Genomic DNA, 18,324 nt, shown 5'->3' with positions numbered 1-18,324 from the left:
GAAATTTTTTAAAATTTTGTACAAAAAAATGCATATAGAAAAATCTACATACATCAAATCTCAAATTAATTTAATATCAAAAAACTTTTTAACTTAAAATTGATCATTTAAGAATTGGAAGTTTAAAACTTTATTTTAAGTAAAAATTTTTTTAAAGATATTTTTAGTTTAAAAAATAATTCATCATATTTTTTAAAAGTTAAAAATGCTTTCCAATTTTAACTCCAACAATAACTCCAATAACTATTCCCAAAAAAATTAAAAATAAAATAAATTTAAAAAGTCATCTTATCATATTTCTCCTAAATATTTTAAATTTAAAAACAAAAACATTATAAATTCACTAAAAAATAAATCAATTTTAAGTGATACTAATTAAAATTTTAAATTATTTATCAAATTTTTTTACTAAATTGTTTCAGCTTTAAAATTTATACAGAAATAGATAATTTTAAAATTAAAATATACTGAGATATACTATTTAAATTTTAAGAAAGTTTTTCTTTAAAAGAATTAGCAGAAAAATAAATAAATTGCTAAATTTAATTTTTTTATTTTTTAATAACTAGTATAATTAGATTAATGATATCCTTAGAAGTAAAATATAAAGAGCGAATTGATAAATACATATCAAACAATAGCCAAATCACTCGAAATGATATAAAAGCTCTTATTGAACAAAGGGCAGTTTTTGTTAATGGCACTAATGTAATTAAGCCTAAATATATTGTTCGTGAAGGGCAATTAATTGAAATTGTCAAATTACTTGATAAAGAAATTAAAATACACCCTCAAAAAATAGATTTAAATATTGTTTATGAAGATGAATATTTATTTGTCATTGACAAACCTTCTGGTCTAATTGTTCATCCAGCTCCTGGTCATTACGATAATACTTTAGTGAATGGATTGTTATATCATTTTAAAAATAATTTATCTAATGAAAATGGATTACTTAGGCCTGGAATTGTACATCGAATTGATAAAGATACCAGTGGATTATTAATAATTGCTAAAAATAATGAAATTCATAAATTATTGGCTGAGGATTTTAAAAAACATCAGATTAATCGTGAATATCTAGCAATTATAGATGGAATTTTAGAAGATAAAAAAATTAAACTTGATTTGCCAATTGGTCGCGATTTAAAAAATAGACAGATGATGACAATTACCAATAATAATTCTAAGCCTGCAATTACATATGTAGAAAATTTAAAAACATTTTACATTGATAAACTTCCTAAATCTCTTGTAAAATGTTCACTTGAAACTGGTAGAACTCACCAAATTAGAGTTCATCTTGCTTATATTAAAAATCCAGTATATGGTGATCCAGTTTATGGAAAAAAAGTTGATGATTTTAATCAAAGGTTACATGCTTATAAATTATCATTTATTCATCCTATTAATAAGCAAAAAATTATTTTATATTCAAAAATACCAAAGCAGTTTGAAATTTGCAACTTTAATTTCGAGCAGCTAAAAGGAGGACAATAATGTTTGGAATGTATGATAGAAGTTTTTTAAAAATAAAAAATGTTAAAGATCTTTGAAAAAAAGAATTGCAGTTTAGAAAATTTATTATTGCAATGATTTTTGTTTTGTCAATTATTTTAATTATTTTTGCAGTAAAAGTAATTTTAACATTTATTTTAAAAAATGACTTTACTCATTTTTTAATAGAATTAGATATTAATGGTAATAAAGTAACCCAAAATGAAGCTAATGGTATTTGATTTAGATCAATTATGCAAGATTTAACTTATTTAATTATTTCACTAGGATTATTAATTTCTTATATTGTAAATATTAAACAAGCTTATAAAATCAAATCTTTTGAAAAAATTTCATTTTTTAGTGTATTTTTTCCTTTTGTTATAATTTTAATTTCTGGATGAGATATTATGAGATATGGTTATTATTTACCTTACTTAAACTTTATTATTTTATCAATTATTAATTTATCATTTAATTTACTAGCCTATATTTTTGTTGTTAATCAAGTTTCTTTAATTCGCAAAGCCTTTGTTGCAGCTTCTCGCTTTGAGGCTCAACAAAAAATATTTAATGAATTATTTAAAAATGCTTCTAATAATTCTCAAGGAAATTCATTTACAAATCCTTTTACTGGATTTCCATTTATGCAACAAAATAATGAAAATGTTCAAAATTCAAATACAAATAATGATAATGTTGATTCAGCTGAAATAGTTGAAACACCTGAAGAAAAAGAGAAAAACAAACAAATTAAAAAACTACTTGATTTACCAAATGAAAAACTATATAAAATGGCAGAGTTAATTGGAATTTATGGATACAAAGAAATGTCTAAAGAAGAACTTGCTGAAAAAATTTATATTTATACACAACAAAATAAAAAATAAGTTTATAAATAAAAAATGTCACTCTTGACATTTTTTATTTTCAATATTGAAAAATAGTGCAATTAAATTGCAAAAAAGAAAAAAAATATGAAATTGCAAGATTTTAATTTAAATTTATCAACTGCAACTAGTTATTTGATAAACAATTAAATTATTTTAAAAAACTGAAAATAATAATAAATGCAAAAGTTGAATTTTCATATTATTCAAATAAACCTAATAATAATTAAAAAATTAATTGATCTTAATAATAAATTTCCAAATATTTTAGTGAATAATTAAAAAATCTAAAAACAATTGTTTTTAGATTTTTTAATTAAATTTAAGATTATTAAATAATTTAAAAGTACAAATATTATTATTAAAAAAACACTATAACCATAAAATTTAAATCATTATTGATATAAAATATTTTTTAAATAAAAAGTTAAAGATTTTTTAATTTTTTGAATATAAATTTATACCATTTTTATAAATTAAAAGTTATCTTTTCTTAAATAATTAAAATATGTGGCTAACATAAATATTAAACTTAAACTAAGCATAAATATTATAATAAAAGTTTTTGTGCTTATTGTTTTTTCTTTATAAACAAAAATTTCATTAACTTCTTTAAACAATTTTTGTTCATTTTCTTTATTGTTTAATAAAATACTAAATTTATGATTATTAATTTCTATTTGATTATTATTATCTAATATCCCCTTAATAAACACTTGTATAAAATTACTTTCTGGATAAACTAAATACAACAATGATAATGTATTTAGAAAAGTTTCATTATCATTTAATAGTTTTAATATTTTTTTATCTTCTAAAAATTTAATTAAAAGGTTTTTTATTTTTGTAAAATCTTTTGTATTGTTAGTTTCTTCATTTAAAATAAATTCATCTCACATTTTTTCATATTCTTCAGTAGTAATTTTTAATTTTTTTGCAAGTTGCTCTTTTAACATAATTGCATTCTTTTTAAATATAGATTTAAATTTTAAATTAAAAAAATATTCAAAAATTTCACTATGAATGATTGTGCTATCTTTTTTAAAACTTAAATAAAAAACTTTATCTTCATCATTTTCTCAATTATCATGATAATTTACAAATGAAATTTTTGCGTTTTTTTCTTCTAAATCAGAACTTAAAAAACTAGAATCAAGAAAATTTCTTTGAGGATAAAATAAAAACTCTTGAGTTGGACTTAAAAATCTAAAAATAAACCTCAATATATAAAGATTATTTCCAAAATTTTGAACTTTAGTTTTTTCTTCTTCTGAAAATGTTTTTCTGTCAATATTATTATCTTCATTTCCAGGAGCAATAATTAATTTTAATTTATCATTTTTATCTTTTATTAAAAATTTTTGCAAACTAATTTCATTATTTTCTTCTTTAATATCAAATCTTTCAAAATTTTCAATATCTCTTTTAAAAGAATTGGCTTTAGTTGGAATTAAACTAGCAAGTGGATTCAGTGCGGAAGATGAAACAAATACACCAGTTAAAATCATTATTGCTGTTTTAAATGATAATTTTGTTTTTAGGAGCATAAAAAATGATCCAAAAAAGAAATAAAAAAGCAAATTTAAAAAAATACTTAAATAATATCAATTTGCATAATTTAAAAGTTTTTCTTTAGCAACTAAAAAAATTATTATTTTTAGTACATACGCAAATAAAGAATAAACAATACCAATACAAATAAAACATAAAAATTTATTTAAAATAAGATTTTTTCTTGTAAATGATCTTGCTATTAGCATAATTTCATTGTTTGAGGTTTTATCTGAATAAAATAATTTTGACACAATTTGTAATGAAAGAAAAATAAATAATAAATCAATCATTGAAATAAGAGAGATTGCAATTATTCCATAATTAAGAATTGATTTATTTCCTTTTGCTTTTAAAATTAAAACAAAAGTGACTGCTCCTACTAAAATTAATAAATGTGAAACTAAAAACAGTATTCAAAAAATTTTTTTACGAAAAATATTTTGTAAGTAAAAATATGAAGCTTGAAAATTATTTAAGGTAAAAATTTTCATGTTTTTTCCTTTCTTTTTTTTATATATTATTAAACTATTTAATTTAAAAATTTACATATAAATTATATCAACATCCCTTTATAAATTACAAATTTAACTAAATACAATAATATATATCAAAAAAAGCAGTAAAACTGCTTTAAATTGAAATTGAATTATAAATCCTGCACTTCTCCACCAGCTGCTTCTATTGCTAATTTAGCTGAAGCTGAAACCGCATGAACTTTAACAATTAATTTTTTAGATAAAGAACCATTTCCAAGGATTTTAATTGGTTTAGTTCTTTTTACTAAATTTTTTGCAAACAAGGATTCAATAGTTACTTGTTCATTATCTTGGAATTTTAACTCTAAATCTTTTAAATTAACAACTTGAAATTCAATGTGATTTACATTGGTAAATCCACGTTTACCAATTCTACGAAATCAAGGAGTTTGACCTCCTTCAAATCCAAGTCTATGCCCTTTACGCTTGTTTTGTCCTGATTGTCCTTTACCAGCTTGTTTTCCTTTTCCTGCAGCATGCCCACGTCCTTTACGATGTTTTTCTTTACGTGAACCTTCAGTGAATTTTAATGTGTGTAATTTAATTGCCATACTAAATTAAATCCTTTACATCTTTATTTCTAATTTCTGCAATTTGTTCAGCTGTTCTAAGTTGTGAAAGAGCTCGTAAAGTCGCTTTAACAATATTAGCTTTAGTACGTGAACCATAAGTTTTTGTTACCATGTCAGTATATCCTGCAAGTTCAATTACAGCACGCACAGCACCTGAAGCAATAAGCCCCTTTCCTTTTGGTGCTGGTTTTAACATTACTTTAGAGGCTAAAAATTTAGCATTAATTTCATGTGGTACTGTTCCATTTACAATAGGAACTTCAATTAAATTATTTTGTCCATCTTTAATGGCTTTTTTAATTGCGTCAGGAACTTCATTTGCTTTACCGTGTCCAAAACCAACACTTCCTTTTTTATTCCCAACTACCACAAAAGCACTAAAACTAAATCTTCTTCCACCTTTAACAACTTTAGTAACTCTAGCAATGTTTACTACTTTTTCAGTAAATTCTGAAACTGGTTGTTCAAAATTACGATTTCTTCTTGGACGATCATCACGATTTGGACGTTTACCATCTCTAGTTTTAGTGTTTCTGAAATTTCTTCTTTCTTCAACTGGGGCTGTTTGAGGTTTATCTTTACGTTGAACTGGACGTTCTAATTTAATTTCGGTTGTTCCAGTAGTCTTTTTTTCTTTCTGGTTTTCCATTAGAATTTAACTCCTTTTTCTCTGACAGCATCAGCAAAAGCTTTTACTCTTCCATGATATAAATATCCTGAACGATCAAAAACAATTTCTTTAATTCCTAGAGCTATAATTTTTTCTCCCATTTGACTTCCAAGTTCTTTAGCATGTAAAATATTTCCTTTGTATTGACCATTCTTAACTAAAGTGCTAACACTAGCTAAAGTATGTGCTTTTTGATCATCAATTAATTGAGCATAAAAATTTTGGTGAGATTTAAATACACTTAAACGTGGTCTGGTTGCATTACCATAAATATCTTTAGTTGCACGAATACGAACATGTTTTGCCTTACGAGCAGCATTTCTTGATAATTTTGCCATAATAATACTTTTCCTTCTAATTATTTAGAAGATGTTTTCCCTTCTTTGCGTCTAAGTTTTTCATCTCTGTATGAAATTCCTTTACCTGAATATACACTTGGTTTTCTTTTAGCTCTAACAATTGCAGCAAAATCTCCAACACTTTGTTTTTCGATTCCAGTAATGATAATTTCAGTTGCTTTTGGCACTGTTACTTTAACATCTTCTGGAACAATTAAAATTTCTTCATGACTTTTACCTACTGAAAGAACTAGCTTATTCTCAGTTAACACAGCCTTGTATCCAACACCTTTTATATCAAGTTCCTTTTTAAATCCTTGTGAAACACCAATAATCATATTGGCAATATGAGCATTAGTAGTTCCATGCAATTGTTTAGTTATTTTTTCTTCATTAGCACGAATAGTTGTTACTTTATCATCTTGAATTGATATGGCAATTTTTGAACTAAATTCTCTTGAAAGAGTTCCAAGTTTTCCTGTAACAGTTACCTTGGTTCCTTCTACAGTAATAGTTGTTCCAGCAGGAATGGTTAAAATACGATTTCCAACACGAGACATACTAATACCTATCAAATGTAGGCAACAATTTCGCCACCAACATTTTCCTTTTTAGCTTCTTTACCAGTCATCAATCCTTTTGAAGTTGAAATAATAACTGTCCCATATCCTGATAAAATTGTAGGAATTTCTGATGATTTAACATATACTTTGAGTCCTGGTTTTGAAACTCTTTTAATTCCAACAATTGCTGATTGTGAACCTTTATATTTTAATGTAACAACTAATTTTTTATGAATTCTTTCGCCAATTATTGCATAACTAACAATATAACCTTGTTCTTGAATTAATTTTAAAATTGCTTCTTTTTTATTTGAGAAAGGAATTTCTACAGTTTTATGTTTTCTTGCATTAGCGTTCTTAATACGAACTATTAAATCTGAAATTGGATCTGTAATAAACATAACTATCAGCTCGCTTTCTTAATACCTGGAATTTTTCCTTCATGAGCAAGGTTTCTAAAACAAATCCGGCATACTTTATATTTTCTTAAAACTGCATGAGGACGCCCACATAATTCACAACGTGTATAGCCACGAGTTGAGAATTTAGGATGACGTTTTGCTTTTTCAATAAGTGCTTTTCTAGCCATTATTTATCTCCTTTTTTCTCAAATGGAATTCCAATTAATTCAAGTAATGATTTTGCTTCCTTATTGGTTTGTGCGGTAGTAACAATAATAACATCAAGTCCTTTGTTGCGTGAGATTTTATCATATTCAATTTCTGGAAAAATAATTTCTTCTTTGATTCCTAAAGAGTAATTCCCTCTTCCATCAAAAGCTTTTGGATTAGCGCCACGAAAATCACGAATCCGAGGCATTGCAACATTGATTAATTTATCTAAAAATTCTCACATACGTTCTCTACGAAGAGTAACTTTACCCCCCATAGGCATTCCTTCACGAAGTTTTCATGAAGCATTTGATTTTCTAGCTTTAGTTTGAAATGGTTTTTGTCCTGTAATAAGCTCAAGTTCTTTTAAAACTGCTTCAATTGCTTTGGAATTTGATACTTCTTTACCAGCGGTCATATTAATGATAACTTTTTCTATTCTTGGAACTTGCATAATTGAAGAGTAATTGAATTTCTCTTTTAAAGTTGGAATGGCTTTTTCTAAATAAATTTTCTTTAACATAGATTTAAATTTCCTTCTTTGTTTTTTTAATTACTCTAACTTTTTTTTCATTTTTATCAATTTTATATCCAAGTTTTGAAAATTGTGCTGGTTTGTCTTTGGTTTCTTTTTTAACAAGATATGCTACATTTGATACATGAATTGGAGCTTCAATATTGGTAATTGTTCCATCTTGATTTTGTTGAGATGGTTTGTTGTGTTTGGTTACTAAATTAAGACCTTTGATAATAAGTGCATTTTTACTGTGAAGTATTTTTTCAACAGAACCGGTTTTACCTTTTTCTTTTCCTGCAATAACTATAACTTCATCGTTTTTCTTAAATTTTATTTTCACAAAAACTCCTTGTTATAACACCTCAGGTGCTAGAGAAACTATTTTTGGATATTTCTCACGAATTTCACGAGCAACAGGTCCAAAAACACGAGTCCCTCTTGGTGTACCATCTTCTTTTAAAAGAACTACAGCATTATCATCAAAACGAATGTATGAACCATTATCTCTAGCAATTCCATAACGTGAACGCACAACAACAGCCTTTACTACTTGTCCTTCTTTAACACCACCATTTGGAATGGCTTTTTTAACTGAACAAACAACAACATCACCAATTTTAGCTGTTTTTTTCTTTGAACCACCCAAAATACGAATTACGCCAATTTCTTTAGCACCAGAATTATCTGCCACATTTGCTTTTGAAAGTTCTATGAGCATTATTTATCTCCTTGAAATGTGGATTGTTTAACTGATAACAACCTAAAACGTTTGGTTTTTGAAAGTGGGCGTGTTTCCATAATAGTTACCACATCACCTAATTTTGCTACATGTTCTTCATCATGAACTGCAAAACGTTTGGTTGATTTAAAACGTTTAGAGTAAAGAGGGTGTTTTTTGTATGTATCAACAGCGACAATAATTGTTTTTAAAGTTTTATGAGCTGAAACAACGGTACCAACTAATGTTTTTCTTGTGTTTCTTTGCATAATTATTTAGCTCCTTTAGCATTTAATGCAGTAAGCACTTTAGCAATATCTTTTTTAATAGCATTAATCTTGTGTGTTTGATCTAAATTACCTGTAATATTTTGAAATCTTAAAGTTCAAAGTTCTGCTTTAAGATCTGTTGAAAGTTGTTGAAGTTCTTCAATTGATTTATTTAACAAATCTTTATATAGCATTAGTTAGTCCCTTCTTGATTTTTAGTAATAATTTTTCATTTAACAGGCAATTTATGTCCAGCAAGTCTTAAAGCATCTCGAGCAATATCTTCAGCAACTCCTGATACTTCAAACATTATAGTATTAATTTTAACAGCAGTGTATCATTTTTCTGGAGCACCTTTTCCTGAACCCATACGTACTCCAATTGGTTTTGAGGTTTTAGCAAAGTGAGGGAAAATCCGAATAATAACTTGCCCTTCACGTCCCATTCTTCTGGTTGCAGCAATACGAGCTGATTCAATTTGACGAGAATCAATTCATGAGCTTGTAATTGCCTGCAATCCAAATTCACCAAAAACAACAGTATTTCCTTTAGTTGCTTTACGTTTATCATGTTTAACTAAAAATGGTTTTCTATATTTAGTTCTTTTTGGTTGAAGCATTATGATCTCCTTCCAAAATTTCGCCAAGTGAAATTCAAACTTTTACTCCAATTGCACCATATGTAGTTCTTGCAGTTGCAGTAGCATAATCAACATTTTGTCTTAAAGTATGAAGTTTCATTTCTCCTTCTGAATATCCTTCAGTACGAGCCATATCAACTCCATTTAAACGTCCTGAAACAGCAGTTTTAATTCCTTTTGCTCCTGAGCGCATTGCATTTTTAATAGCGATTTTTTGAGCTGAACGGAAACTTTCACGATTTTCTAATTTTTGTGCAATCATTTCAGCTAATAATCTTGCATTTAAATCAGGATTTTTAAGTTCAACAACTTGTAAATTAAGATCAAGGTTGCGATCTTTAAGTGATTTTTTTAACTTTAATGTTAATTCTTGGATATTTTTACCTTCAGTACCTAATATTACAGCAGGTTTTGCAGTATAAATTAAAACATTAACTTTATTTTTTTGATTTCTTTTAACATTAATTTTACCAATTTGATATTCACGTACATACTTATCAAAAAATTTGTAAATTTTAGCATCTTGAACTAAATAGTTTCCAAAGTTATCTTTATTGGCAAATCAAAGTGAATTGTGTGCTTTAGTAATTCCATAACGGAATCCATTTGGATTAACCTTTTGTCCCATTAGTTTTTCTCCTGTAAAATAATTGATAAATTAGATGTACGTTTAAAAATTGAATAAGCTCTTCCTTGACTTCTTGGTTGAAATCTCTTTAAAGTTGGACCTTCATTAACATAAACTTCTTTAACATACAAATTTGATGCATTCATTGCATGATTGTTAGTTGCATTTGCGATGGCTGAATTAAGTAATTTTAAGAAAATAGGGGCTGATTTTTTAGGGGTGTTATGTAAAATTGCAAGCGCTGTTTTAATATCCTTTCCTCGGAAAAGATTAGCTACTAATTTAGCTTTTGAAACACTTACTCTTTGTAATTTAACATGTGCGACTGCTTGTTGCATTATTTTTTCTTACCTTTATCTGCACCATGTCCAGAGAATGTTCTTGTTGGTGAAAATTCTCCTAACTTATGCCCTACCATATCATCACTTACATAAACTTCATTAAATACTTTACCATTGTGAACTAAGAAGGTCAATCCAAGAAAATCAGGGAAAATAGTTGAACGTCTAGATCATGTTTTAATAGGTTTTTTTGGAGCTTTACCATCTAAAATTGCTTGAACTTTTTTAAGTAAATGTTCATCTGCAAATGGACCTTTTTTAAGACTACGTGCCATTATTTAGCATCCTTTCTTCTTCTGATTATAAGTTTATTTGAAGATTTTTTAGTTTTTCTTGTTTTAACTCCAAGAGCTTTTTTCCCTCAAGGTGTAAGAGGAGCTTTACGTCCAACAGGTTGCTTTCCTTCTCCTCCTCCATGTGGGTGATCTACAGGGTTCATAACTGAACCACGCACTGTAGGTCTAATCCCTTTGTAACGATTAATTCCAGCTTTTCCAACATTAACAAGTAAATGTTCTTCATTTCCAACAAAACCAATTGTTGCACGACAACGAGCTAAAATACGACGAGTTTCACCTGATTTTAATTTTAAAACAACATATTTTCCATTATCATCTTTTCCAAGAATTTGTGCTGAAGCTCCAGCTGAACGAGCAATAATAGCTCCTCCTCCTGGTTGCATTTCAATATTATGTACAAATGTACCTTCAGGAATATTTGCAAGTGGAAGTGCATTTCCAATTACAATATCAACATTATCTCCTGAAATAACTTCTTGTCCTAATTTAATTCCTTTAGGAGCAATAATATATCTTTTTTCTCCATCTTTGTATGTTAATAAACAAATATTGGCTGATCTATTTGGATCATACTCAATTGTTTTAACAATAGCTGGAATATTATCTTTATTACGTTTAAAATCAATTAAACGATAAAATCTTTTAACACGTCCACCATGATGCCTAACTGTTATCTTACCTTGGTTATTACGTCCTGCATTATTTTTTAAAATCACAAGTAGTGATTTTTCAGGAGCGTGACCTGATAAGTTCTGTTTGAAATCAAGAGTTGACATATTTCTTCTACCATTGGTAGTTGGCTTGTGTTTTTTAATAGCCATTTTATCAAATCTCCTTTGCTTAAAAATAGTTGCGGCTTATTTCTTCTAAGCAATATTTAAAAATTTCCGCGATTACTAAATAAATTGTGTTTTTTAAACTTAAAAATTATTCCCCACCTACTTTTCTATGAGTTGTTTTATTTTTAACAACTTTTTGTGTTGAAGGTGTTTGTTGTTTTTTGTTGGCTAATTTTGCTGCAACACGTTTTTCAATATCTGAAGCTAATGTTTTCTTAGCTTCTTTGTTTGCTTCAGATTTGTTTTTTTCTTCTTTTTCTTTAGCTTCTTCGTTAGGGAATAAATTAATTTCATAACCTGGAGCTAAAGTAATAATAGCTTTTTTATATCTATTAGTAAATCCATGAAAACGTCCAACACTTTTTGGTTTTTTTTCAACTTTAATTGTATTAACTTTTTCAACCTTTACTTTAAAAATAAGTTGAACAACTTGTGCAATTTGATATTTATTTGCGTGATAATCAACTTTAAATGTATACACACCATTACTCATTTGTTGATAAGTTTTTTCTGTTAAAACGGGAGCTTTAATAACATTTGTTAATTCCATTATTTAGCCATCCCTTCTAAAATTTTTAAACTTTTATGTGAGATAATCATCACATCTGCACCAATTAACTCTTCAACACTAAGTGAATTTGCTTTTGATGTTTGAACATTTGATAAATTTTGAGCTGATTTGAAAACTGTTAAATCTTCAGTAACAACCAAAATATGTTTTAGATTATTGATTTTAAAGTTTGTAAGTTTTTCATTAAGTTCTTTAGTTGAAATTTTTTCAAGTTGTAAGTCATCAACCAAAATAGATTTGTCTTTTGCAAGTAATGTAAGTGCTGATATGAAAGCATTATATCTAACTTTTTTGTTAACTTTAAGAGAGTAGTTTTTTTCAGATTGAGGTCCAAATGCCCTACCTCCACCAACTCAAATAGGTGAACGTGTTGAACTATGACGTGCTCTCCCAGTTCCTTTTTGTCTTCATGGTTTTTTCCCTGAACCTGAAACTTCAGCACGATTTTTTACTTGATGAGTACCTTGTCTTCTTGAAGCTCTTTCTGATAAAATTGTGTCAAAAACTGCTTGTTCATAAATTTTTTCACTTGCAAACAATTCTTTAGGTAAAGTTGCATTAAATTGAACTTTAGTTATTTTTTTATCTTTAATTGTAACAACTTTAGAAGAAGTATCTTTAACTTTGGTTTTTTGAGCCATAATTATTTTTCTCCTACTTTTACTTTTGCTTTTTCTTCAGCTTCTTCAATTAATTTTGAAAGTTCTTCTACATTCATCCCAACAGTAACTTCAACATGGTATTTTTTAGCTTTTTCAACTAATTCATTCATAAGTAAAACATCTTTAATGTTAACAAGTGTTGTAGCTTCTTTATTTGGAAGACCTTTAATTGCTTCCTTAATAATAACAAGTGATTTTTTAGGACCTGGAATAGATCCTTTAACTAATAAATAGTTATTTGTTGCGTCAATTTTAATAATTTCTAAGTTTTGAATTGTGGTTTTTACATTTCCTAAATGTCCAGGCATTGTCATACCTTTATAAACACGATTCCCTGAAATATCTCCAAGAGATCCAGTTTGTCTAACAGGCTGACTACCTCCTCCACCACCATGAGATTTAGGACCAATGTGTTGATTGTGTCTTTTAATTGCTCCTGCAAATCCCTTACCTTTTGAAACACCTGTAATATCAACTAATTCTCCAGATTTAAAAATATCAGCTGATATTACTTGTCCATATTCATAACCTGACATGTTACGAATTTCTTTTATGTAGCGCTTAGGTGTTGTATTGGCTTTTATAAATTGTCCAGCATCTGGTTTGTTAACACGAGAAGCCTTTTTATCAAAAGTAGCTAATTGTGTTGCTACATAACCATTTTTTTCAACAGTTAAAACTTTTGATACAACATTTGGTTGAACTTCAACTACAGTGACAGGAATTGAACTTCCTTTATCAGTGTAAATTTGAGTCATTCCAACTTTACGTCCTAAGATTCCTTTCATTTTTTACTCCTTATTTTTTTGGAATTTCAACAAGTTTAATTTGAATTGCAACTCCTTGAGGAATTTCAAGTCTTTTAAGTTTGTCATTAAATTCAGCAGAATTTGATTGTACCACTAAAAGTCTTTGGTGAGTTCTGCTTTCAAATTGTTCACGAGATTTTTTATTAACATGAACTGATCTAAGAATTGTAATTTCATCTCTTTTTGTTGGAAGTGGAATTGGTCCACTTACTTTAGCTTTAACAGTCTTTGCAGTTTCATAAACTTTTTTTGCTGTGCTATCAACTAGAGCATGATCAAATCCTTTAACCTTGATCTGTAATTTATTCATTTGTTGTCTCCTTTGTTCTTTTTTGAACTTAACTAACTATAAAAACCTAATCATCCCTTGACAACTTTTGGACAATTAGCAACCTTATAGATCATTGTTATAGTTGCTTTTCTATTATAGGTATTTTTTTAAAAAACAGAAACAAAAAAATGGGTTTTTTAAAAAATACCCCATTTCTTTGTGTATCATAGTTTTTTTAAAAAAATTAATCTATTATAAAGCTTAATCTACTTGCTAACTGAAAGCCTTTTTTCAATTCACTCAACCAAAACTTCTTCAGGAATATAATTATATCCACGTTCAAAAATTTCATCATTTTGAACTAAAATAAATGTAGGAGAAATAATTACTCTTCATTTATTAAGTGGATTTTTATAAATTCCTGATTCTAAGGCATCAATTTCAAAAAAACGAATGCTTTTAACTAGTTTATATTTTTGTATTAAATTTTTAATTATTGTTCGCATCATTTTACTTTCAACACAATTAGGTGTGCTAAAAAATAAAAAAATAATGTTGTGTTTTTTATTATTGTTTAAAACTTGCTGAACATCTTTTCAAAGAGTTTGTTTCATTTATTTATCACTCCAAATTGGGGAAATTTCATCTCACATTTGTTGATCGTTTACTTTTGCATTTGCTTCAGAGATATCATCTAACTGTGAATTATTTTTTTTAATTTTGTTATTTTGATAAACTAAATTTAAATCAAATTCTGTTGTTTTAAACATATTTTCATTTTTACTATATTTCACATTTAAATTATTGGTGTTATTCAATTTTAATAAATTGTTATCAATTTTAACTTCATTAGTGTTTAATGAATTTAAATTTTCTTTGTAGGTAATTAATTTAATAATTTTTTTAATTTCATTTTTGTTTTTAATTCTATAAAAAATTTCCTTTTCTAATTCTGAAAAAAACAAATGCTGATAAGAAATTTTATAAAATCTTGCAGCTGAAAATAAAAAATCCAAATAAAATAAACTATCAACTGTATCAATTAAAATGGTATTTTTATTGGTAATTTTTTGAATATATTCATTAATTGAAAATTTACGTAATTTAGTAATTGGTTTTTTTAAAAATGATAAAAAATACAATTCCAAAAAAATAAAAACTAAAAGCAAAATTAAAAAAATAACTGGCACTACTGAACTAAAACCAATATAATAGATCATATTAAAACAAAACTCTAATATAAAACCAATATGATTAAATGAAATTTCATCGCTTGACATTAAAGCACTATTTTTTCAAAATCCATTTAAAAATAAATATTTTCCGTTGTGATACTGAAATTCAAAATTTTGATAAGTTTGATTAACAAAATAAACTATTATATGATCAAACAAAGCAAAAGCAATAAAAAAAAGTGCAAGAAATTTTTGTATGGCTATTTTAAAAGTAGTGAAATTAATTTTTTGAGTTTTAACAAATCATGTAATTGCTTTATTATGTAATCATTTTTCACTTAAAAGTAAACCAAATCAAGCTAAAAGAAAAAAAGGAATTACAAAAGCTAAATTTCCTAATGGAATATTAATAAAAAACTTATACAATAAAGTTAATCATTTAACTTTTAAAGTCATTACTAAAATAGTAGTCATAAAAATAAATGCTGCAACAACTAAAATAGCTATTAAAAATCAAATATTTATTTTTTTGAAATTATTTTGTCAATGCATTGGTAATTCTTCAATTAATCTAAGTTTTAAAAATTTAACAAGATCTTTTTTTCTAATATTTGCTTTATATTTATTTTTTTTAAGCATTATTAATTCCTATAATCACCATTGGATCTTTTTCAGTTAATTTATAAATTTTTTTTCGAATAATTTTTCTTAATTTTTCATTAAAATCTTTAAGATTTAAAAATTCATGATTTTCTAAATTATCAATAATGATATTGAAAATAATATCATCTAGATAATCTTTATCACTTTCATCAATTACTCCTACATATTCAATATGCATTTCTGAAGCTATTTTTTGAGTTTTAGAGTTGTATAAAAAATTAATGATAATAACTCCTTCTCTACCAAGAGAATCACGTTCAGAAATAACTTCTGATGAAATATCTCCAATTCCAAATCCATCAATAATTACATCACCAATTTGTGATATTTTTCCATTTTGAGAAAATAATTTATCATCAATAAAATGGGCTATTTTTCCATTTAAGAGCATTAAAGTTTTTGTATGTTTTGAAAGTTGTTTATCTTCATTGATATAATTGGCTACATCAACCAAGTAACGATATAGTCCTTGTGCAGGAATAAAATATTTAGGTCTAAGATGACTAACAAGATTGTAAATATCTTCTTTACTTGGATGATGAACAAAAAAATTACCTTCACTAATATTAAAAATTCTTGGGCTAATTTTAGCAATTTCATCTAAAGTTGCTGCTGCAAGTGATTCAAGTCCATTAATTGGATGAGCCATCATAATCACCGTATCAGTTTTTTTAAGTTTTAAATAAACATCTTTTTTACTTGTTATTCTTACAAATCTTAAAAATAACCTTTCAACTGATCCAGTAACTAAAACAATAACATTTTCATGTTTATTTATCATACGATAATCAATTAATTTTGGTAATTGTAAATCAGGGGAGACTTTAGTGAGTAAATGTAAAAGTTGTCCATAAGTTTTTCCATATGCACAAACAGGACGATTAGTTTTTAAAGCAATATTAAAAATTTCTTGTAACTGAAGCATATCTTCATCATATGCGCCAATTACAATTCTACTATTTGGGTTAGTTTTTAAAATCGCTTCTTCAATATGCTCTGGAAGTCCTAAGCGATCAATTGCTCGACCTGAAAAATTACTTTTCCCAGAATCACAAATAATAGCATTAATTGGTTTTTCACTAAAAAATTCCTTAAGTTCTTGAAAATTTGTTTTTCCATAATATTTTATTTCACCTTCAATAAAATTGAACATAAATAAATAGTTTCCAGTTAAAGTTTCAAAATTATATCCAAGTGAAAATGGAATACTTCAAGCTAATTTAATTGGATGAACAGTCAAACTCTCAAATTTAACAGGTGAATTAATTACTTCAATTTTATAATCACTGGAGTTGATTTTATATTTTTGCAAACGATCAATAATAATAATTTTATTAAAAGCACTAGTGTAAATTTTAATACCTGGAATTTTCATAATTAATCATGGCAAGGCACTAAAACTTTCATTTTTAATATCAGTAATAAAAATTCCTTTAATATGTTTTTTAAATTTTTCTAAATAACTAAAATCCGGAATAATTCCATCAACTCCATTTTGAGTATTAATTGGAACTTTAACTCCGCTATTGATTATAAAAATATCTGAATTGTACTCAAAAACATAACAATTTTTTCCATTTTCATCTTGACCACCAAGAGCAAAAATATTAATTTCTTCCATAGTCCTCCTTAGATATAGATAATATGATTAATTGAAAATAAAGTTCATTAAATTTATTAAATTATAACAAAGAAACTATTTTTTATATTTGCTCTAAAAAATAAAAAAACCTTATGACTAAACATAAGGTTAGATTCAATTTACTTAATTAAATTTAGTAACTAAAACATTATTTTGTAATTTATTTGTATCTTTAATTTGAGCAATTGTAGATGAACTAACTGTTGCCATTGCAGCTGCATTTGCATATTTAAATGAACTTGAATAATCTAAAGTTTGCAAATATTTGGCGCAAAAAATTGATATTAAAGTATCCCCTGCGCCTACAGCTGAAATAACATCAATTGATTCAATTGGATGTGCTTGGTAAAAATGATTGTTTTCATCTAAAAGATATGATCCATCTTTATCAAGTGAAACAATTAAATTTTTAACACCAAGTTGTTTTACTTTTTTCATTGCATAAAGTAAATCAGTTTGATTTTTAATTATTAAATTAAAATTAGTTTCAAGTTCATAACGGTTTGGTTTAATAGCAAATGGTTTATACTTTAAAAATTTTTTTAAATTTGGTGAATCAACATCTAAAGCAAAAAGAATTTTCTTTAAATTTAGAAATTTAATAATTTTCAACATTAATTCCTCAGGTCCACGTCCCATAAGCACACAAAATCATTAGAAGTTAATTCTTTAAGTTCATTAAATAATTGATATTCTTGGCTATTTGAAATAATAGAAATTGGTCCATTTAACTCAAAATTGAAATTATAAGGATTGTTTTGATTGCATTTGAAATTAATTCGTGTTGATTCTTTTGAATTTATATTAACAAAAGAAATTTTTTCTTGTTTAAAAAAATTTTCAAATTTTTTGTAACTTAATTGATCAAAAAAACTAATAGCTTTTGTTTCAAAATTATGTCTAGCAAGAGCTAGTGAAGCATTAATTCCTTTCCCTCCGGGAAACAATTGAGATAAATCATAACGATTAGTTTTATTTAAATTTAATGTTTCACAAGAAAAATAGCAATCAAGCGAAGGAGCTAATGTAATAGTTAAAAATTTCATCAA

At 26.3% G+C, this 18,324-nt stretch carries 28 protein-coding genes; 2 read left to right on the top strand and 26 right to left on the bottom strand.

What is annotated here, in order from left to right; all coding sequences use genetic code 4:
* The first annotated feature begins 582 nt into the window (after positions 1-582).
* Positions 583-1,500: an RluA family pseudouridine synthase gene (locus U744_RS0102010; RefSeq protein WP_025755427.1), complete on the top strand. Its 918-nt coding sequence runs from the start codon at positions 583-585 to the stop codon at positions 1,498-1,500.
* On the top strand, positions 1,500-2,387 hold the full coding sequence (locus U744_RS0102005; RefSeq protein WP_025755426.1) for a hypothetical protein: 888 nt from the start codon (positions 1,500-1,502) through the stop codon (positions 2,385-2,387). Before U744_RS0102010 ends, U744_RS0102005 begins: the two co-directional genes overlap by 1 nt.
* A 476-nt stretch (positions 2,388-2,863) precedes the next feature.
* On the opposite strand, the gene U744_RS0102000 is transcribed toward U744_RS0102005, so the two are convergent.
* The 26 genes from U744_RS0102000 to U744_RS04500 all read right to left on the bottom strand — a co-directional run bounded on the left by U744_RS0102000 (position 2,864) and on the right by U744_RS04500 (position 18,321).
* Positions 2,864-4,432 (bottom strand): ABC-2 transporter permease, encoded by a 1,569-nt coding sequence (locus tag U744_RS0102000; RefSeq protein ID WP_025755425.1) that lies wholly within the window; start codon positions 4,430-4,432, stop codon positions 2,864-2,866.
* A gap of 155 nt (positions 4,433-4,587) precedes the next feature.
* Positions 4,588-5,028 (bottom strand): 50S ribosomal protein L15, encoded by a 441-nt coding sequence (rplO, locus tag U744_RS0101995; protein ID WP_211234161.1) that lies wholly within the window; start codon positions 5,026-5,028, stop codon positions 4,588-4,590.
* A 1-nt stretch (position 5,029) separates the two neighbouring features.
* Entirely contained in the window at positions 5,030-5,698 is a 669-nt protein-coding gene (gene rpsE, locus U744_RS0101990; RefSeq protein ID WP_025755423.1) for a 30S ribosomal protein S5, read from the bottom strand.
* On the bottom strand, positions 5,698-6,057 hold the full coding sequence (rplR, locus tag U744_RS0101985) for a 50S ribosomal protein L18 (RefSeq protein ID WP_025755422.1): 360 nt from the start codon (positions 6,055-6,057) through the stop codon (positions 5,698-5,700). Before rplR ends, rpsE begins: the two co-directional genes overlap by 1 nt.
* A 20-nt stretch (positions 6,058-6,077) precedes the next feature.
* Complete coding sequence (gene rplF, locus U744_RS0101980; protein WP_025755421.1) at positions 6,078-6,617, bottom strand: 50S ribosomal protein L6; 540 nt, start codon at positions 6,615-6,617, stop codon at positions 6,078-6,080.
* 8 nt (positions 6,618-6,625) lie between these two features.
* The gene (gene rpsH / locus U744_RS0101975) at positions 6,626-7,021 is read right to left on the bottom strand and encodes a 30S ribosomal protein S8 (RefSeq protein WP_025755420.1); all 396 of its coding nucleotides are present in this window, start codon (positions 7,019-7,021) and stop codon (positions 6,626-6,628) included.
* Positions 7,022-7,023: 2 nt separating this feature from the next.
* Complete coding sequence (locus U744_RS0101970; protein ID WP_025755419.1) at positions 7,024-7,209, bottom strand: type Z 30S ribosomal protein S14; 186 nt, start codon at positions 7,207-7,209, stop codon at positions 7,024-7,026.
* The gene (gene rplE, locus U744_RS0101965; protein WP_025755418.1) at positions 7,209-7,754 is read right to left on the bottom strand and encodes a 50S ribosomal protein L5; all 546 of its coding nucleotides are present in this window, start codon (positions 7,752-7,754) and stop codon (positions 7,209-7,211) included. The genes U744_RS0101970 and rplE overlap by 1 nt, the downstream gene beginning before the upstream one ends.
* Before the next feature lie 4 nt (positions 7,755-7,758).
* Entirely contained in the window at positions 7,759-8,088 is a 330-nt protein-coding gene (gene rplX, locus U744_RS0101960) for a 50S ribosomal protein L24 (protein WP_025755417.1), read from the bottom strand.
* Between the two features lie 12 nt (positions 8,089-8,100).
* On the bottom strand, positions 8,101-8,466 hold the full coding sequence (rplN, locus tag U744_RS0101955; protein ID WP_025755416.1) for a 50S ribosomal protein L14: 366 nt from the start codon (positions 8,464-8,466) through the stop codon (positions 8,101-8,103).
* On the bottom strand, positions 8,466-8,735 hold the full coding sequence (rpsQ, locus tag U744_RS0101950; protein WP_025755415.1) for a 30S ribosomal protein S17: 270 nt from the start codon (positions 8,733-8,735) through the stop codon (positions 8,466-8,468). Before rpsQ ends, rplN begins: the two co-directional genes overlap by 1 nt.
* Positions 8,736-8,737: 2 nt before the next feature.
* Positions 8,738-8,929: a 50S ribosomal protein L29 gene (gene rpmC / locus U744_RS0101945; protein ID WP_025755414.1), complete on the bottom strand. Its 192-nt coding sequence runs from the start codon at positions 8,927-8,929 to the stop codon at positions 8,738-8,740.
* Positions 8,929-9,354: a 50S ribosomal protein L16 gene (rplP, locus tag U744_RS0101940; RefSeq protein WP_025755413.1), complete on the bottom strand. Its 426-nt coding sequence runs from the start codon at positions 9,352-9,354 to the stop codon at positions 8,929-8,931. The genes rpmC and rplP overlap by 1 nt, the downstream gene beginning before the upstream one ends.
* Positions 9,332-10,003, bottom strand: coding sequence for a 30S ribosomal protein S3 (gene rpsC, locus U744_RS0101935; RefSeq protein WP_025755412.1), 672 nt, complete (start codon positions 10,001-10,003; stop codon positions 9,332-9,334). The genes rplP and rpsC overlap by 23 nt, the downstream gene beginning before the upstream one ends.
* Positions 10,003-10,341 carry a 50S ribosomal protein L22 gene (gene rplV / locus U744_RS0101930; RefSeq protein ID WP_025755411.1) on the bottom strand — a complete coding sequence of 113 codons (339 nt, stop codon included), beginning with the start codon at positions 10,339-10,341 and terminating at the stop codon, positions 10,003-10,005. Before rplV ends, rpsC begins: the two co-directional genes overlap by 1 nt.
* On the bottom strand, positions 10,341-10,619 hold the full coding sequence (gene rpsS, locus U744_RS0101925) for a 30S ribosomal protein S19 (RefSeq protein WP_025755410.1): 279 nt from the start codon (positions 10,617-10,619) through the stop codon (positions 10,341-10,343). The genes rplV and rpsS overlap by 1 nt, the downstream gene beginning before the upstream one ends.
* Positions 10,619-11,464, bottom strand: a complete 846-nt coding sequence (gene rplB / locus U744_RS0101920) for a 50S ribosomal protein L2 (protein ID WP_025755409.1) — start codon at positions 11,462-11,464, stop codon at positions 10,619-10,621. The genes rpsS and rplB overlap by 1 nt, the downstream gene beginning before the upstream one ends.
* 106 nt (positions 11,465-11,570) lie before the next feature.
* On the bottom strand, positions 11,571-12,032 hold the full coding sequence (rplW, locus tag U744_RS0101915; protein ID WP_025755408.1) for a 50S ribosomal protein L23: 462 nt from the start codon (positions 12,030-12,032) through the stop codon (positions 11,571-11,573).
* Positions 12,032-12,694 carry a 50S ribosomal protein L4 gene (gene rplD / locus U744_RS0101910; protein ID WP_025755407.1) on the bottom strand — a complete coding sequence of 221 codons (663 nt, stop codon included), beginning with the start codon at positions 12,692-12,694 and terminating at the stop codon, positions 12,032-12,034. The genes rplW and rplD overlap by 1 nt, the downstream gene beginning before the upstream one ends.
* Before the next feature lie 2 nt (positions 12,695-12,696).
* A complete protein-coding gene (gene rplC, locus U744_RS0101905) occupies positions 12,697-13,503 on the bottom strand; it encodes a 50S ribosomal protein L3 (RefSeq protein WP_025755406.1) in 807 nt (268 codons plus the stop codon).
* A gap of 10 nt (positions 13,504-13,513) precedes the next feature.
* Positions 13,514-13,834 carry a 30S ribosomal protein S10 gene (gene rpsJ, locus U744_RS0101900; protein WP_025755405.1) on the bottom strand — a complete coding sequence of 107 codons (321 nt, stop codon included), beginning with the start codon at positions 13,832-13,834 and terminating at the stop codon, positions 13,514-13,516.
* A gap of 227 nt (positions 13,835-14,061) precedes the next feature.
* On the bottom strand, positions 14,062-14,409 hold the full coding sequence (locus tag U744_RS0101895; RefSeq protein WP_025755404.1) for a thioredoxin family protein: 348 nt from the start codon (positions 14,407-14,409) through the stop codon (positions 14,062-14,064).
* Positions 14,410-15,609 (bottom strand): hypothetical protein, encoded by a 1,200-nt coding sequence (locus tag U744_RS0101890; RefSeq protein ID WP_025755403.1) that lies wholly within the window; start codon positions 15,607-15,609, stop codon positions 14,410-14,412.
* A complete protein-coding gene (locus tag U744_RS0101885) occupies positions 15,602-17,254 on the bottom strand; it encodes an MBL fold metallo-hydrolase RNA specificity domain-containing protein (protein ID WP_025755402.1) in 1,653 nt (550 codons plus the stop codon). The genes U744_RS0101890 and U744_RS0101885 overlap by 8 nt, the downstream gene beginning before the upstream one ends.
* 144 nt (positions 17,255-17,398) lie before the next feature.
* Entirely contained in the window at positions 17,399-17,914 is a 516-nt protein-coding gene (locus tag U744_RS04505; protein ID WP_084644109.1) for a PfkB family carbohydrate kinase, read from the bottom strand.
* Positions 17,890-18,321, bottom strand: coding sequence for a carbohydrate kinase family protein (locus U744_RS04500; RefSeq protein ID WP_051449493.1), 432 nt, complete (start codon positions 18,319-18,321; stop codon positions 17,890-17,892). The genes U744_RS04505 and U744_RS04500 overlap by 25 nt, the downstream gene beginning before the upstream one ends.
* Positions 18,322-18,324 lie beyond the last annotated feature (3 nt).

It is taken from the genome of Mycoplasmopsis cricetuli ATCC 35279, from assembly GCF_000526955.1.
GTDB lineage: Bacteria > Bacillota_I > Bacilli_A > Mycoplasmatales > Metamycoplasmataceae > Mycoplasmopsis > Mycoplasmopsis cricetuli.
Note: the sequence above shows the minus strand (reverse complement) of the source record. Positions and strands in the feature narration are given on the sequence as shown.